Source organism: Streptomyces sp. NPDC002577 (assembly GCF_053594815.1).
The window spans coordinates 352,790-368,827 of sequence record NZ_JBSFWK010000003.1; the positions used below are offsets into that span (position 1 = coordinate 352,790).

15 protein-coding genes are annotated in these 16,038 nt (G+C 70.3%); all 15 read left to right on the forward strand.

What is annotated here, in order from left to right; all coding sequences use genetic code 11:
* Window positions 1-49: 49 nt before the first annotated feature.
* Window positions 50-724 carry a phosphatidylinositol phosphate synthase gene (gene pgsA / locus ACWD4J_RS07255; RefSeq protein ID WP_451394302.1) on the forward strand — a complete coding sequence of 225 codons (675 nt, stop codon included), beginning with the start codon at window positions 50-52 and terminating at the stop codon, window positions 722-724.
* Window positions 721-1,656: a phosphatidylinositol mannoside acyltransferase gene (locus ACWD4J_RS07260; RefSeq protein ID WP_451394303.1), complete on the forward strand. Its 936-nt coding sequence runs from the start codon at window positions 721-723 to the stop codon at window positions 1,654-1,656. The genes pgsA and ACWD4J_RS07260 overlap by 4 nt, the downstream gene beginning before the upstream one ends.
* A complete protein-coding gene (locus tag ACWD4J_RS07265) occupies window positions 1,653-2,813 on the forward strand; it encodes a glycosyltransferase family 4 protein (RefSeq protein WP_451394304.1) in 1,161 nt (386 codons plus the stop codon). Before ACWD4J_RS07260 ends, ACWD4J_RS07265 begins: the two co-directional genes overlap by 4 nt.
* 124 nt (window positions 2,814-2,937) lie before the next feature.
* Window positions 2,938-3,483 (forward strand): hypothetical protein, encoded by a 546-nt coding sequence (locus tag ACWD4J_RS07270; protein WP_451394305.1) that lies wholly within the window; start codon window positions 2,938-2,940, stop codon window positions 3,481-3,483.
* A gap of 192 nt (window positions 3,484-3,675) precedes the next feature.
* A complete protein-coding gene (pdxS, locus tag ACWD4J_RS07275; RefSeq protein ID WP_351289808.1) occupies window positions 3,676-4,605 on the forward strand; it encodes a pyridoxal 5'-phosphate synthase lyase subunit PdxS in 930 nt (309 codons plus the stop codon).
* Window positions 4,606-4,609: 4 nt separating this feature from the next.
* Window positions 4,610-5,218, forward strand: coding sequence for a pyridoxal 5'-phosphate synthase glutaminase subunit PdxT (gene pdxT, locus ACWD4J_RS07280; protein WP_451394306.1), 609 nt, complete (start codon window positions 4,610-4,612; stop codon window positions 5,216-5,218).
* Window positions 5,219-5,268: 50 nt separating this feature from the next.
* Complete coding sequence (locus ACWD4J_RS07285) at window positions 5,269-6,021, forward strand: YebC/PmpR family DNA-binding transcriptional regulator (protein ID WP_451394307.1); 753 nt, start codon at window positions 5,269-5,271, stop codon at window positions 6,019-6,021.
* A gap of 197 nt (window positions 6,022-6,218) precedes the next feature.
* The gene (ruvC, locus tag ACWD4J_RS07290; RefSeq protein ID WP_451394308.1) at window positions 6,219-6,806 is read left to right on the forward strand and encodes a crossover junction endodeoxyribonuclease RuvC; all 588 of its coding nucleotides are present in this window, start codon (window positions 6,219-6,221) and stop codon (window positions 6,804-6,806) included.
* Window positions 6,803-7,411 carry a Holliday junction branch migration protein RuvA gene (gene ruvA, locus ACWD4J_RS07295; RefSeq protein WP_451394309.1) on the forward strand — a complete coding sequence of 203 codons (609 nt, stop codon included), beginning with the start codon at window positions 6,803-6,805 and terminating at the stop codon, window positions 7,409-7,411. The genes ruvC and ruvA overlap by 4 nt, the downstream gene beginning before the upstream one ends.
* A gap of 460 nt (window positions 7,412-7,871) precedes the next feature.
* On the forward strand, window positions 7,872-8,951 hold the full coding sequence (ruvB, locus tag ACWD4J_RS07300; RefSeq protein ID WP_451394310.1) for a Holliday junction branch migration DNA helicase RuvB: 1,080 nt from the start codon (window positions 7,872-7,874) through the stop codon (window positions 8,949-8,951).
* A gap of 163 nt (window positions 8,952-9,114) precedes the next feature.
* On the forward strand, window positions 9,115-9,579 hold the full coding sequence (yajC, locus tag ACWD4J_RS07305; RefSeq protein WP_451394311.1) for a preprotein translocase subunit YajC: 465 nt from the start codon (window positions 9,115-9,117) through the stop codon (window positions 9,577-9,579).
* A gap of 138 nt (window positions 9,580-9,717) precedes the next feature.
* Window positions 9,718-11,505: a protein translocase subunit SecD gene (gene secD, locus ACWD4J_RS07310; protein ID WP_451394312.1), complete on the forward strand. Its 1,788-nt coding sequence runs from the start codon at window positions 9,718-9,720 to the stop codon at window positions 11,503-11,505.
* A 1-nt stretch (window position 11,506) separates the two neighbouring features.
* Window positions 11,507-12,628, forward strand: coding sequence for a protein translocase subunit SecF (gene secF / locus ACWD4J_RS07315; RefSeq protein ID WP_451394313.1), 1,122 nt, complete (start codon window positions 11,507-11,509; stop codon window positions 12,626-12,628).
* Complete coding sequence (locus ACWD4J_RS07320) at window positions 12,625-13,173, forward strand: adenine phosphoribosyltransferase (protein WP_451394314.1); 549 nt, start codon at window positions 12,625-12,627, stop codon at window positions 13,171-13,173. The genes secF and ACWD4J_RS07320 overlap by 4 nt, the downstream gene beginning before the upstream one ends.
* Before the next feature lie 289 nt (window positions 13,174-13,462).
* Window positions 13,463-15,991, forward strand: coding sequence for a RelA/SpoT family protein (locus ACWD4J_RS07325; RefSeq protein ID WP_451394374.1), 2,529 nt, complete (start codon window positions 13,463-13,465; stop codon window positions 15,989-15,991).
* Window positions 15,992-16,038 lie beyond the last annotated feature (47 nt).

A 16,038-nucleotide genomic window follows, 5' to 3' on the forward strand; every position in this document is an offset into this window, starting at 1 on the left:
CAGCCGGTGGTCAGCAGGGCCACGCGGCTCACCGACCGTCGGGAAGGCCATGCTGAACAAGTACGCGCGTGCATTCTTCACGCGTGTCCTCACACCGTTCGCCGCGTTTCTCATCCGCCGAGGGGTGAGCCCCGACACGGTCACGCTCATCGGTACGGCCGGGGTGATGGCGGGCGCGCTGGTCTTCTACCCCAGGGGCGAGTTCTTCTGGGGCACCATCGTGATCACGCTGTTCGTCTTCTCGGACCTGGTCGACGGCAACATGGCGCGCCAGCTCGGCCGCTCCAGCCGCTGGGGCGCCTTCCTCGACTCGACCCTCGACCGCGTCGCCGACGGAGCCATCTTCGGCGGCTTCGCGCTCTGGTACGCGGGCAACGGCAACGACAACGTCCTGTGCGCCGTCGCCATCTTCTGCCTGGCCAGCGGGCAGGTCGTGTCGTACACGAAGGCACGTGGAGAATCGATCGGCCTGCCGGTCGCCGTCAACGGTCTCGTCGAGCGAGCCGAGCGGCTGGTGATCTCGCTGGTCGCTGCCGGTCTCGCGGGTCTGCACGCGTTCGGGGTGCCGGGCATCCAGGTGCTGCTGCCGATTGCCCTGTGGATCGTGGCCGTGGGCAGCCTCGTCACCCTCGTCCAGCGCGTGGTGACCGTCCGCAGGGAGTCCGCCGAGGCCGAGGCCGCCGCATCGGCACAGGACTCGCAGGAGAGTGGGGCCGCCTCATGAGCCCTGTCCAGGAGCGGCTGACGGACGCCCTGTACGGACTGGGATGGGCGACCGTCAAGCAACTCCCCGAGCCCGTCGCCGTGCGGCTCGGCCGGACCGTCGCCGACATCGCGTGGAAGCGCCGCGGCAAGGGCGTGCAGCGGCTCGAGGCCAACCTCGCGCGCGTGGTGCCCGACGCGGGCCCCGAGCGCCTCGCCGAGCTCTCCAAGGCGGGCATGCGCTCCTACCTGCGCTACTGGATGGAGTCCTTCCGTCTCCCGGCGTTCAGCAAGGAGCGCGTGGACGCCGCCTTCGACCCGAAGGACGTCCACTACCTGACGGACGGCCTCGCCGAGGGCAGGGGCGTCATACTCGCCCTGCCGCACCTGGCCAACTGGGATATCGCGGGCGCCTGGGTCACCACGCACCTCGGCGTGCCCTTCACGACGGTCGCGGAGCGGCTGAAGCCGGAGACGCTGTACGACCGGTTCGTCGCCTACCGCGAGAGCCTCGGCATGGAGGTCCTGCCGCACACCGGCGGCGCCGCCTTCGGCACGCTGGCACGGCGGCTGCGCGCCGGGGGCCTGGTGTGCCTCGTCGCCGACCGGGACCTGTCGGCGTCCGGCGTCGAGGTCCGGTTCTTCGGCGACACCGCCCGGATGCCCGCGGGCCCGGCCATGCTCGCCCAGCAGACCGGCGCGCTGCTGCTGCCGGTCACCCTCTGGTACGACGACTCGGCCGTCATGAAGGGATGCGTCCATCCGCCCATTCCGGTCCCGGAATCAGGTACCCGGGCCGAGAAGACGTCTGTCATGACACAGGCGCTGGCAGACGCCTTCGCCACGGGGATCGCCGAGCATCCGGAGGACTGGCACATGCTGCAGCGTTTGTGGCTCGCTGACCTTGAGCCCAAGGAGCCGGAGGGCTCCGCGGAGCCGGGGGCGCCGGCGTGAGGATCGGCATCGTCTGCCCGTACTCCTGGGACGTGCCGGGCGGCGTCCAGTTCCACATCCGGGACCTGGCCGAACACCTCATCCGCCTCGGGCACGAGGTGTCCGTCCTCGCCCCCGCGGACGACGACACCCCGCTTCCCGGGTACGTCGTGTCGGCGGGCCGGGCGGTCCCCGTGCCGTACAACGGCTCGGTAGCGCGGCTCAATTTCGGCTTCCTGTCCGCGGCGCGGGTGCGGCGCTGGCTGCACGACGGCACCTTCGACGTCATCCACATCCACGAGCCCACGTCGCCGTCGCTGGGGCTGCTCGCCTGCTGGGCCGCCCAGGGGCCCATCGTCGCCACCTTCCACACGTCCAACCCCCGGTCCCGGGCGATGATCGCGGCGTATCCGATCCTGCAGCCCGCGCTGGAGAAGATCAGCGCGCGCATCGCGGTGAGCGAGTACGCACGCCGGACGCTCGTCGAGCACCTCGGCGGCGACGCGGTGGTCATCCCCAACGGCGTGGACGTCGACTTCTTCGCGAGCGCCCGGCCCAAGGCCGAGTGGCAGGGGCAGACCATCGGTTTCATCGGCCGCATCGACGAGCCCCGGAAGGGGCTTCCGGTGCTGATGAAGGCCCTGCCGAAGATCCTCGCGGAGCGTCCGGAGGCCCGGCTCCTCGTCGCCGGACGCGGCGACGAGGAAGAGGCCGTCGAGACCCTGCCCGCACAGATGCGCGACCGCGTCGAGTTCCTCGGCATGGTCAGCGACGAGGACAAGGCGAGGCTGCTGCGCAGCGTCGATCTGTACGTGGCGCCCAACACCGGCGGCGAGAGCTTCGGGATCATCCTGGTCGAGGCGATGTCCGCGGGCGCGCCCGTCCTCGCCTCCGACCTCGACGCGTTCGCCCAGGTACTGGACCAGGGCAAGGCGGGCGAGCTCTTCACCAACGAGGATGCGGACGCACTGGCGACTTCGGCGGTACGCCTCCTCGGCGACGCCGAGCGCCGCACGGAGCTCCGCGAGCGCGGCAGCGCGCATGTGCGCCGCTTCGACTGGTCGACGGTCGGCGCGGACATCCTCGCGGTCTACGAGACGGTCACGGACGGCGCAGCCTCGGTGGCCACCGACGAGCGCACCGGACTGCGGGCCCGGTTCGGGCTGGCGCGGGACTGAGGCGAGCCGCGGAGAGGGGGCGCACGCGCGTGTGCGCCAACCCCCGGGGCGTGGGCCGTGCGGCCCCGTGCCCCCGCTGCCCGGGCCGGTCGGCGTGCCACCGCCCCCGGTAGCCTTGCCGCCCGTGACCTCCACTCTGATCTGGATCGTCGTCGCCCTCGTCGTGATCGGCCTCTACCTGAGCTGGACCGCGGGCCGCCTCGACAGGCTGCACGCCCGTATCGACGCGGCGCGTGCCGCACTCGACGCCCAGTTGCTGCGCCGTGCGTCGGTCGCGCAGGAACTGGCCACCTCGGGCGTGCTCGACCCGGCCGCGTCGATCGTGCTCTACGAGGCGGCGCACGCGGCGCGGCAAGCCGAGGAGGAGCAGCGCGAGGTCGCCGAGAGCGAGCTCAGTCAGGCGCTGCGGGCCATTTTCGGCGAGACGGAGCAGGTCGAGGCGGTACGGGAGGCGCCCGGCGGCGAGGAGGCCGCCCGTGAGCTGGCCCAGGCGGTACGCCGGGTCCCGATGGCCCGTCGCTTCCACAACGACTCCGTACGGGCCACCCGCGCACTGCGCCGGCACCGCAAGGTGAGATGGTTCCGGCTCGCCGGGCACGCGCCGTTCCCCATGGCCTTCGAGATGGACGACGAACCGCCCGCGGCGCTGGCGGACCGCGCGGCTTCTTAGCGGCTTCTCAGACCCACGGCTTGTGAGCCGTTGGCCTGTTCCGCAGCAGTGAGGGCACAGTGGTGAGGGCACGGTGGTAGCACAGTGGTGAGGAAAAATGAGCCACCGCGTCACCATTGGCCCTTGATGTGGCCTGCATCGCGACGGTTTCCTCGAAGATGCAGAAACTCTCTTCACCGAGTGAGGTCACCCGTGTCCAGCACGCTCCCCAGCACCACCCAGCCCGGCTCCGACACCACCCCGGCGACCGGCACCGCGCGCGTGAAGCGCGGCATGGCCGAGCAGCTCAAGGGTGGCGTGATCATGGACGTCGTCACCCCGGAGCAGGCGAAGATCGCCGAGGACGCGGGCGCCGTCGCCGTCATGGCCCTGGAGAGGGTTCCGGCCGACATCCGCAAGGACGGCGGGGTGGCCCGTATGTCCGACCCGGACATGATCGAGGGCATCATCGACGCCGTCTCGATCCCGGTCATGGCCAAGTCCCGGATCGGCCACTTCGTCGAGGCCCAGGTCCTGCAGTCCCTCGGCGTCGACTACATCGACGAGTCCGAGGTGCTCACCCCGGCCGACGAGGTCAACCACTCCGACAAGTGGGCCTTCACCACCCCCTTCGTCTGCGGTGCCACCAACCTGGGCGAGGCCCTGCGCCGTATCGCCGAGGGCGCGGCCATGATCCGCTCCAAGGGCGAGGCCGGCACCGGCAACGTCGTCGAGGCCGTCCGCCACCTGCGCCAGATCAAGAACGAGATCGCCCGCCTCCGCGGCTACGACAACCACGAGCTGTACGCCGCCGCCAAGGAGCTGCGCGCCCCGTACGAGCTGGTCAAGGAGGTCGCCGAGCTCGGCAAGCTGCCGGTCGTGCTGTTCTCCGCGGGCGGTGTCGCCACCCCTGCCGACGCCGCGCTGATGCGCCAGCTCGGTGCCGAGGGCGTCTTCGTCGGCTCCGGCATCTTCAAGTCGGGCGACCCGGCCAAGCGCGCCGCCGCCATCGTGAAGGCCACCACCTTCTACGACGACCCGAAGATCATCGCGGACGCCTCCCGCAACCTGGGCGAGGCCATGGTCGGCATCAACTGCGACACGCTCCCCGAGGCCGAGCGCTACGCGAACCGCGGCTGGTAACCAGATGAGCGACGCACTTGTCATCGGCGTCCTGGCGCTCCAGGGCGACGTACGGGAGCACCTGATCGCCCTGGCCGCGGCCGACGCCGTGGCCAGGCCGGTCCGGCGCCCCGAGGAACTCGCCGAGGTCGACGGCCTGGTCATCCCCGGCGGCGAGTCCACCACCATCTCGAAGCTGGCCATCCTCTTCGGTGTGATGGAGCCCCTCCGCGCGCGTGTGCAGGCCGGAATGCCCGTCTACGGCACCTGCGCCGGCATGATCATGCTCGCCGACAAGATCCTCGACCCGCGCTCGGGCCAGGAGACCATCGGCGGCATCGACATGATCGTGCGGCGCAACGCCTTCGGCCGGCAGAACGAGTCCTTCGAGGCCGCGGTCGGCATCGCGGGCATCGAGGGCGGCCCCGTGGAGGGCGTCTTCATCCGCGCCCCCTGGGTGGAGTCCGTCGGCGCCCGTGCCGAGGTGCTCGCCGAGCACGAGGGCCACATCGTCGCCGTACGCCAGGGCAACGTGCTCGCCACGTCGTTCCACCCGGAACTGACCGGAGACCACCGCGTGCATGCCCTGTTCGTGGACATGGTGCGCGAGAATCGGAACCCCGGAGCCTTGTAGGATCTCTGGAGTTCGTTTTCAAAGATGGGTTACGCGAAGGAGACAGGCAGATGTCCGGCCACTCTAAATGGGCCACGACGAAGCACAAGAAGGCCGTGATCGACGCCAAGCGCGGCAAGCTCTTCGCGAAGCTCATCAAGAACATCGAGGTCGCGGCCCGCATGGGCGGCGTCGACCTGGAGGGCAACCCGACGCTCTTCGACGCCGTGCAGAAGGCGAAGAAGCAGTCGGTCCCGAACAAGAACATCGACTCCGCGATCAAGCGCGGTGGCGGTCTCGAGGCCGGCGGCGCCGACTACGAGACGATCATGTACGAGGGCTACGGCCCGAACGGTGTCGCGGTGCTCATCGAGTGCCTCACCGACAACCGCAACCGCGCCGCGTCGGACGTCCGCGTCGCCATGACCCGCAACGGCGGCTCGATGGCCGACCCGGGCTCCGTCTCGTACCTGTTCAACCGCAAGGGCGTCGTGATCGTCCCCAAGGGCGACCTCACCGAGGACGACGTCCTGGGCGCGGTGCTCGACGCGGGCGCCGAGGAGGTCAACGATCTCGGCGAGTCCTTCGAGGTGATCAGCGAGGCGACCGACCTGGTCGCGGTCCGCACCGCCCTCCAGGACGCCGGGGTCGACTACGACTCGGCCGACGCCAACTTCGTCCCGACCATGCAGGTCGAGCTGGACGAGGAGGGCGCCAAGAAGATCTTCAAGCTGATCGACGCGCTCGAGGACAGCGACGACGTGCAGAACGTCTTCGCCAACTTCGACGTCTCCGACGACATCATGGAGAAGGTCGAGGCCTGACGGGGCGCGACTCGGTGGGCCGGTGAGGGAGCACCCCTCACCGGCCCACCGTCGTTGTCGGTGACAGCGGATAGCCTGATGACGTCATGGCCAAGATCGATGCCTCACGACCGCAACCATCAATTGAGAAACCAGGATGGCGAGCAACCAAGTCCGCGAGAGCGGCGGCGGTTTAGCCGCAAAGGGGGGAGCACGCGATGCGCGTACTCGGCGTGGACCCGGGGCTGACCCGGTGCGGTGTGGGCGTCGTCGAGGGGGTCGCGGGCCGCCCGCTCACGATGCTGGGCGTCGGCGTGGTGCGTACGCCCGCTGACGCCGACATCGGCCACCGCCTGGTGGCCATCGAACAGGGCATAGAGCAGTGGCTGGACGAGCACCGGCCCGAATATGTCGCGGTGGAGCGCGTGTTCAGCCAGCACAACGTGCGTACGGTCATGGGCACCGCTCAGGCCAGCGCGGTCGCCATGCTCTGCGCGTCCCGCCGGGGACTGCCCGTCGCGCTGCACACACCCAGCGAGGTCAAGGCCGCCGTCACCGGCACAGGGCGTGCGGACAAGGCCCAGGTCGGCGCCATGGTCACCCGGCTCCTGCGGCTCGCCGCGCCCCCGAAGCCCGCTGACGCGGCGGACGCCCTCGCCCTCGCCATCTGCCACATCTGGCGCGCGCCCGCGATGAACCGCCTCCAGCAGGCACACGCGGAGGCCCGCCGGGCCCAGGCACAGACACGCGCCCAAGCTCAGGCCCAAGCCCAAGAACAGACACTCGCACGGAAGGTCACCCGATGATCGCCTTCGTCAGCGGCCCCGTCGCCGCCCTCGCCCCGGACGCCGCGGTGGTCGAGGTCGGTGGCATCGGCATGGCCGTCCAGTGCACACCGAACACCCTCTCCACCCTGCGCATCGGCGAGCAGACGAAGCTCGCCACGTCGCTGGTCGTCCGGGAGGACTCGCTCACGCTCTACGGCTTCGCGGACGACGACGAGCGCCAGACCTTCGAGCTCCTGCAGACGGCCAGCGGCGTCGGACCGCGCCTCGCGCAGGCGATGCTCGCCGTGCACAGCCCGGACGCGCTGCGCCGTGCCGTCGCGACCGCTGACGAGAAGGCCCTCACCGCCGTCCCGGGCATCGGCAAGAAGGGCGCCCAGAAGCTTCTCCTGGAGCTCAAGGACCGTCTCGGCGCGCCCATCGGCACGGGCACGGGGGTCGGCGCCCCGGTCACGTCCGGCTGGCGCGACCAGCTGCACGCGGCGCTCGTCGGCCTCGGCTACGCCACCCGGGAGGCCGACGAAGCGGTCACCGCGGTCACTCCGCAGGCCGAGGCGGCCGGGGGCAACCCGCAGGTGGGCATGTTGCTGAAGGCCGCGCTGCAGACGCTGAACCGCACTCGATGAGCCGGGCGGACACCGTGACTCCGGTCGGCCCGCCGCGACACGGGCGCCGAGCCGCCACGGCCGAGCGCACGTGGCCCGGCGGCCGGGCAGCGCGTCGGATCCTGCGCATCCGAGAAGCGTTCGCGATGCCCATGGCGGGATACGCGACGCCCGCGGCGGCGGGCGCGACGTCCACCGCGGCACACGGGATCCGAACGGCATCCGTCGCGGTGCCCCACCCCCACCGGCGAACAGTCGTTCATGTGGACGCCCGCGTGCCTCGTGCCGGACACACCCATCGGCGAGCATCCGCTCACAGAGCCGCCCGCGCGCCTCGAGCCGGACAGGCTCGACCGCGGCCGACCGGGAGCCCGGCCCGGCCACCGCGCCCCGGCGCCCGACGTCCTTACCGCGGACCTTCGGCCCCCACCACCCGTACGACAGGCGGCACGCCCGCCACCAACCCGTGAGGCGATCACCCGTGAACTGGGACGACACGTCACCCGTCACCGACGACACCCAGGCCGGCCGACTGGTCGGAGCCGTGGCCGACGGGGAGGACCAGGCCGTCGAGGCGGCGCTGCGGCCGAAGTCGCTGGACGAGTTCGTCGGTCAGGAACGGGTCCGGGAGCAGCTGGATCTCGTGCTGAAGGCGGCGCGGCAGCGTGGCGCCACCGCCGACCATGTGCTGCTCTCCGGCGCGCCCGGGCTCGGCAAGACCACGCTCTCCATGATCATCGCGGCGGAGATGGGCGCCCCGATCCGTATCACCAGCGGCCCGGCCATCCAGCACGCGGGCGACCTCGCCGCGATCCTCTCCTCGCTGCAGGAGGGGGAGGTCCTCTTCCTCGACGAGATCCACCGCATGTCCCGGCCCGCCGAGGAGATGCTGTACATGGCGATGGAGGACTTCCGCGTCGACGTCATCGTCGGCAAGGGCCCCGGCGCCACCGCGATCCCGCTCGAACTGCCGCCCTTCACCCTGGTGGGCGCCACCACGCGCGCGGGTCTGCTGCCGCCCCCGCTGCGCGACCGCTTCGGCTTCACCGCGCACATGGAGTTCTACGAACCCGTCGAACTCGAGCGCGTCGTCCACCGCTCCGCGAGCCTGCTGAACGTCGAGATCGTGTCCGACGGCGCCGCCGAGATCGCGGGCCGCTCGCGCGGCACGCCCCGTATCGCCAACCGGCTGCTGCGCCGCGTCCGCGACTACGCCCAGGTCAAGGCCGACGGTGTGGTCAGCCGCGACATCGCCGCCGCGGCCCTCGCCGTCTACGAGGTCGACGCCCGGGGCCTCGACCGCCTCGACCGCGCCGTTCTTCAGGCATTGCTCAAGCTTTTCGGCGGCGGACCGGTCGGCCTGTCCACCCTCGCCGTGGCCGTGGGGGAGGAGCGCGAGACAGTCGAAGAAGTGGCCGAACCATTCCTCGTTCGTGAGGGGCTGCTGGCCCGGACGCCGCGCGGCCGGGTGGCCACGCCCGCCGCTTGGGCCCACCTGGGCCTCACCCCGCCACGCCAGGCGACCGGCGGAAACGGACAACAGGACCTGTTCGGGGCGTGACGGCGCGGACGCCGCGTGGGTCAGGAACTACGCTGACATGCCGAGCGTTGTTCCATCGGTGCGGACTCGCCTAGACTCCGCCGATGCCGCCTTTGCGGGCGGCAGGCCCACCCCCATCCATCAGGCCGCTCCCCAACGCGGTCGTGCGAAGGAATTCCGTCCCGTGAATACCCTGACTCTCCTCCCGTTCATCGTGCTCATCGGGGCCATGTTCCTGATGACCCGCTCTGCCAAGAAGAAGCAGCAGCAGGCCGCCAACATGCGCGACCAGATGCAGCCCGGTACCGGCGTCCGCACGATCGGCGGTTTGTACGCCACGGTCAAGGAGGTCAACACCGACACCGTCCTCCTTGAGGCCGCCCCCGGTGTCCACCTCGTCTTCGCGAAGAACGCGATCGGCGCCGTCCTCGACGACGAGGAGTACAACCGCATCGTCCACGGCACCGGCGACGACGACCTGAAGGTCGACACGCCTGTCGTCCCCGACGACGCTTCCTCCCTCACCGAGACCGACGAGCCCGCCGACGCTTCCGACGAGTCGCGCATCGACCTCGGCAAGAAGGACGAGGCCGCAGAGGCGGACGACGCCGAGCCGAAGAAGACCGACGGCGAGTCCGACACGAAGTAGCCACGACCGGGGACCGCGGAGCGCCCGCCCGCGCGCCGCGGTCCCCGGGGCGTGCGGATTCGGCACGTCTCGACACCATGTCATGGCCGGATGCGCGTAGATTCACGCGCAGGACGGTTGGAGAGGAAGAACGAGAAGGTGGCAGCACCGAAGAAGGGCCGGAGAACGGGCGCCCAGAGCAGGCCCGGCCGCTCGCTGGTCCTCATCCTGATCGCCATCGCGGCGCTCACCGGGGGAATGTTCCTTTCCGGGCATACCACTCCGCGTCTCGGCATCGACCTCGCCGGCGGCACCAGCATCACGCTCAAGGCGAAGAGTGAGCCGGGTCAGGAGAACGCGGTCAACCAGACCAACATGAACACGGCCGTGAGCATCATCGAGCGCCGTGTCAACGGTCTCGGTGTCTCCGAGGCCGAGGTGCAGACCCAGGGCAACGACAACATCATCGTCAACATCCCCCGGGGCACCAACGAGAAGCAGGCGCGCGAGCAGGTCGGCACCACCGCCCAGCTCTTCTTCCGCCCCGTTCTCGCGACCGAGGTCAGTGCCGGGAACTCGACGGCCAGCCCCTCGCCGAGCGCGTCCGGCAGCGCTTCCCCGTCGGCCGACAAGGACAAGGCGACCTCGTCCGACTCCTCCGCCAGCCCCTCGTCCTCCGCGACCCCGTCGGCCACGGCCACCTCCCAGGGACGCGCGGTCACCGACGCGCTCAAGGCGGACTCCACCGCCTCGCCGGCCGCGAGTGCCTCCGCCTCGCCGGCCGCGAGCGCCTCCGCCTCGGCCAGCCCCTCTCCGTCCGCGACCAGCACCTCGGACACCAGCGGCCTGGAGCAGCAGTACGCCAACCTCGACTGCACGGACCCCGCGCAGCGCGCCAAGGCCGGTGACGGCGTCAAGCCGTCCGAGTCGACCGTGGCCTGTGGCAAGAACTCGCAGGGCCAGTGGCAGAAGTACGTCCTCGGTCCCGCCGAGGTCGAGGGCACCGACGTGGACGAGGCCAAGGCCGTCTACGACACGCAGAACGCCGCGGGCTGGAAAGTCACGATGGACTTCACCGGCGCGGGCGCCAAGAAGTTCGCCACCATCACCGGCAAGCTCGCGCAGAACCAGTCCCCGCAGAACCAGTTCGCCATCGTGCTTGACGGCGAGGTCGTCTCCGACCCGTACGTCAACCAGGCACTGACCGGCGGCAGCGCGGAGATCTCCGGAAACTTCGACCAGGAGTCTGCGCAGAACCTGGCCAACATGCTCTCCTACGGTGCGCTGCCGCTCTCCTTCGAGGAGCAGAGCGTCACCACCGTCACCGCCGCCCTCGGCGGCGAGCAGCTGCACGCGGGCCTGATCGCCGGTGCCATCGGCCTCGCGCTGGTCGTCATCTACCTGGTGGTGTACTACCGCGGCCTGTCGCTCATCGCCATCGCGTCGCTGCTGGTCTCCGGCGCGCTGACGTACACGATCATGGCGCTGCTCGGCCCCACCATCGGCTTCGCGCTCAACCTGCCGGCGGTCTGCGGTGCCATCGTCGCGATCGGCATCACAGCGGACTCGTTCATCGTGTACTTCGAGCGCATCAGGGACGAGATCCGCGAGGGCCGCACGCTGCGACCCGCCGTGGAGCGGGCCTGGCCGCGCGCCCGGCGCACCATCCTGGTCTCCGACTTCGTGTCGTTCCTCGCCGCAGCGGTGCTCTTCATCGTCACCGTCGGCAAGGTGCAGGGCTTCGCGTTCACGCTCGGCCTGACCACCGTGCTCGACGTGGTCGTGGTCTTCCTCTTCACCAAGCCGCTGATGACGATCCTCGCCCGCAGCAAGTTCTTCTCGAGCGGTCACACCTGGTCCGGCCTGGACCCGAAGCGGCTCGGAGCCAAGCCCCCGCTGCGCCGCACCCGCCGCGTATCCGCCCCCGTCGACCCCAAGGAGGCCTGAGATGTCGCGACTCGGCACTCTCGGCGCCAGACTCCACCGCGGCGAGGTCGGCTACGACTTCGTCGGCAAGCGCAAGATCTGGTACGGCATCTCGCTCCTGATCACCGTCGCTGCCATCCTCGGCCTCACGGTCCGGGGGCTCAACATGGGCATCGAGTTCCAGGGCGGCGCCGTCTTCACCACCCCGAAGACCAGCGTCTCCGCCACCCAGGCCGAGAAGACGGCGGAGGAGGCCTCCGGGCACGACGCCATCGTCCAGGAGCTCGGCACGGGCGGTCTCCGCATCCAGATCAGCGGCGTGGACACGGCAAAGTCCGACGCGATCAAGTCGCAGCTCGCCGATGAGCTGAAGGTCAAGTCGGACGACATCAACGCCGACCTCGTCGGCCCCAGCTGGGGCGAGCAGATCGCCAACAAGGCCTGGACCGGTCTCGCGATCTTCATGGTTCTCGTGGTGATCTACCTGGCGATCGCCTTCGAATGGCGCATGGCCGTGGCGGCACTGGTCGCGCTGATCCACGACATCACCATCACGGTCGGCATCTACGCCCTGGTCGGCTTCGAGGTGACCCCGGGCACGGTGATCGGTCTGCTGACGATCCTCGGTTACTCGCTGTACGACACGGTCGTGGTCTTCGACTCCCTGAAGGAGAGCTCGAAGGACATCACCAAGCAGACCCGCTGGACCTACAGCGAGGTCGCCAACCGTTCGATCAACGGCACGCTGGTGCGTTCCATCAACACCACGGTGGTCGCCCTGCTGCCCGTCGCGGGCCTGCTGTTCATCGGTGGCGGCGTCCTCGGCGCGGGCATGCTGAACGACATCTCGCTGTCGCTGTTCGTCGGTCTCGCCGCCGGTGCGTACTCGTCGATCTTCATCGCCACGCCGCTCGTCGCCGAGCTCAAGGAGCGCGAGCCGCAGATGAAGGCCCTGAAGAAGCGGGTGCTCGCCAAGCGTGCCGCGGCCGCCGAGAAGGGCGAGACGGCGGAAGCCACGGCGTCAGGGGCCACGGAGCCCGAGGACGCCGAGCCGGAGGACGCGGCCCACGCGGTCGTCGGCCCCCGCGCCCAGCCCGTGTCCCGCAGCCGCGGCCGCGGCCGCCCGTCAGGTAAGCGTCGATGACCGAGAAGAACGAACTGAAAGAACTGCTGTTCAGCCGCATAAGGGATGTGGCGGACTACCCGAAGCCGGGCGTGATGTTCAAGGACATCACGCCGCTCCTCGCCGACCCCGAGGCGTTCGGTGCGCTCACCGAGACGCTGGCCGATTTCTGCGTGCAGAACGGCGCCACGAAGGTGGTCGGCCTGGAGGCCCGCGGGTTCATCCTGGCCGCCCCGGCGGCGGTCCGCGCCGGCATCGGCTTCATCCCCGTACGGAAGGCGGGCAAGCTCCCCGGTGCCACGCTCAGCCAGGCGTACGACCTGGAGTACGGCTCGGCCGAGATCGAGGTGCACGCCGAGGATCTGGTCGCCGGCGACCGCGTCGTCGTCATCGACGACGTGCTCGCCACCGGCGGCACCGCCGAGGCGTCGCTGCAGCTCATCCGCCGCGCCGGAGCGGAGGTCGCCGGCGTGGTCATGCTGATGGAGCTGGGCTTCCTCGGCGGCCGCGCGCGCCTGGAGAGCGCCCTGGACGGTGCACCGCTGGAGTCGCTGCTCATCGTCTGAACACCTGGTCGACCTGGTCGGCACAGCGAGGGGCGGGCCTCGGAGGAATCCGGGACCCGCCTCTCGCGTTTCACAAGTACGAGCCCGTGTCACCGGCCGAGGACGAACCGGAGGCCGGGGATCGATACCATGGGCTTCCGGGGCCTGACCGGGGGACCCGGAACGCGCACGAGGAGCCCTCTTGCCAGACGAGGCGCAGTCACTCTCCCCCAGTGCCGAACGCCTGGGGACACCCTCAGCCGCCAAGGCCGACCAGAAGCAGCCAGGCCAGGCCACGGCGGCGTCAGCCCTGCCCTCGACGCACGCGAGCGCAGCCCAGGGCCGGGCGTCGGCGGAGCACGCGAAGCCCGCAGCCGCCCAGAACCCGGGCGCCGCGCAGGGCGGCCGCGCGGCCGAACAGGCGCGCCTCAACCCCCCGGCGGAGCCCCGCCCCAAACCCGCACCCGAACGCCAGGCCCCCGCGCCCACCCCGGCGCCCCCGGCACGGCCGGCGGGTTCGCCCGCGCGCTCCGGCTCCTCCAACCGCGTACGCGCCCGCCTCGCCCGCCTCGGCGTCCAGCGGTCCAACCCCTACAACCCGGTCCTGGAGCCGTTGCTGCGCATAGTCCGCAGCAACGACCCCAAGATCGAGACATCGACTCTCCGCCAGATCGAGCGTGCCTACCAGGTCGCCGAACGCTGGCACCGCGGTCAGAAGCGCAAGAGCGGCGACCCCTACATCACGCACCCCCTCGCGGTGACGACGATCCTCGCCGAGCTCGGCATGGACCCGGCCACGCTGATGGCGGGCCTGCTGCACGACACGGTCGAGGACACCGAGTACGGCCTGGACGCGCTGCGCCGCGACTTCGGCGACCAGGTCGCCCTGCTCGTCGACGGCGTCACCAAGCTGGACAAGGTCAAGTTCGGCGAGGCCGCGCAGGCCGAGACCGTGCGCAAGATGGTCGTCGCCATGGCCAAGGACCCGCGCGTCCTGGTCATCAAGCTCGCCGACCGCCTGCACAACATGCGCACCATGCGCTACCTCAAGCGCGAGAAGCAGGAGAAGAAGGCCCGCGAGACCCTGGAGATCTACGCCCCGCTGGCGCACCGGCTGGGCATGAACACGATCAAGTGGGAGCTCGAGGACCTCGCCTTCGCGATCCTCTACCCGAAGATGTACGACGAGATCGTCCGTCTCGTCGCCGAGCGCGCCCCCAAGCGCGACGAGTACCTCGCGATAGTGACCGACGAGGTCCAGTCCGACCTGCGCGCCGCCCGCATCAAGGCCACCGTCACCGGCCGGCCGAAGCACTACTACAGCGTCTACCAGAAGATGATCGTCCGCGGCCGTGACTTCGCGGAGATCTACGACCTGGTGGGCATCCGTGTCCTGGTCGACACGGTCCGCGACTGCTACGCGGCACTCGGCACCGTGCACGCGCGATGGAACCCGGTCCCCGGCCGGTTCAAGGACTACATCGCGATGCCGAAGTTCAACATGTACCAGTCGCTGCACACGACGGTCATCGGCCCCAACGGCAAGCCGGTCGAACTCCAGATCCGTACGTTCGACATGCACCGCCGCGCCGAGTACGGCATCGCCGCGCACTGGAAGTACAAGCAGGAGGCCGTCGCCGGCGCCTCAAAGGTCCGCACCGACGCCCCGAAGAGCACGAGCGGCAAGGCCGGCAGGGACGCCGCCGTCAACGACATGGCGTGGCTGCGGCAGCTGCTCGACTGGCAGAAGGAGACCGAGGACCCGAGCGAGTTCCTCGAGTCCCTGCGCTTCGACCTGTCGCGCAACGAGGTCTTCGTCTTCACGCCGAAGGGCGACGTGATAGCGCTTCCCGCGGGCGCGACCCCCGTCGACTTCGCGTACGCCGTGCACACCGAGGTGGGCCACCGCACCATCGGCGCCCGCGTCAACGGACGTCTCGTACCGCTCGAGTCGACCCTGGACAACGGCGACCTGGTGGAGGTCTTCACCTCCAAGGCGGCCGGCGCCGGGCCCTCGCGCGACTGGCTGGGCTTCGTCAAGTCGCCACGGGCCAGGAACAAGATCCGCGCATGGTTCTCCAAGGAGCGCCGCGACGAGGCGATCGAGCAGGGCAAGGACGCCATCGCGCGGGCCATGCGCAAGCAGAACCTGCCGATCCAGCGCATCCTCACCGGCGACTCGCTGGTCACGCTCGCCCACGAGATGCGCTACCCGGACATCTCGTCCCTGTACGCGGCGATCGGCGAGGGCCACGTGGCCGCGCAGAACGTCGTGCAGAAGCTCGTCCAAGCGCTCGGTGGCGAGGAGGCCGCCACCGAGGACATCGCCGAGACCGCACCCCCGTCCCGCGGGCGCGGCCGCAAGCGCCGCTCCAGCGCGGACCCCGGCGTCGTGGTCAAGGGCGTCGACGACGTATGGGTCAAGCTGGCCCGATGCTGTACACCGGTGCCGGGCGACCCGATCATCGGCTTCGTCACGCGCGGTAGCGGCGTATCGGTTCACCGCAGCGACTGTGTCAACATCGAGTCGCTGTCCAGGGAGCCCGAGCGGATCCTCGACGTCGAATGGGCGCCCACCCAGTCGTCGGTGTTCCTGGTGGCCATCCAGGTCGAGGCGCTGGACCGCTCGCGGCTGCTCTCGGACGTCACACGCGTCCTGTCCGACCAGCACGTGAACATCCTGTCCGCGGCCGTGCAGACATCCCGCGACCGCGTCGCGACCTCCCGCTTCACCTTCGAGATGGGCGACCCCAAGCACCTCGGACACGTCCTGAAGGCGGTCAGGGGAGTGGAGGGCGTCTACGACGTGTACCGGGTGACGTCGGCGCGCAGGCCCTGACCGGCCCGACCACGCCGAAGGGGCTCCCGTACATCGCGTACGGGAGC

Excerpts from the sequence above, each read along its gene's own strand:
- ACWD4J_RS07320 (WP_451394314.1), top strand. The coding sequence starts at position 12,625 with ATGACCGAGAAGAACGAACTGAAAGAACTGCTGTTCAGCCGCATAAGG.
- ruvA (WP_451394309.1), top strand. The coding sequence starts at position 6,803 with ATGATCGCCTTCGTCAGCGGCCCCGTCGCCGCCCTCGCCCCGGACGCC.
- pdxT (WP_451394306.1), top strand. The coding sequence starts at position 4,610 with ATGAGCGACGCACTTGTCATCGGCGTCCTGGCGCTCCAGGGCGACGTA.
- ACWD4J_RS07285 (WP_451394307.1), top strand. The coding sequence starts at position 5,269 with ATGTCCGGCCACTCTAAATGGGCCACGACGAAGCACAAGAAGGCCGTG.
- secF (WP_451394313.1), top strand. The coding sequence starts at position 11,507 with ATGTCGCGACTCGGCACTCTCGGCGCCAGACTCCACCGCGGCGAGGTC.
- pgsA (WP_451394302.1), top strand. The coding sequence starts at position 50 with ATGCTGAACAAGTACGCGCGTGCATTCTTCACGCGTGTCCTCACACCG.
- ruvC (WP_451394308.1), top strand. The coding sequence starts at position 6,219 with ATGCGCGTACTCGGCGTGGACCCGGGGCTGACCCGGTGCGGTGTGGGC.
- ACWD4J_RS07260 (WP_451394303.1), top strand. The coding sequence starts at position 721 with ATGAGCCCTGTCCAGGAGCGGCTGACGGACGCCCTGTACGGACTGGGA.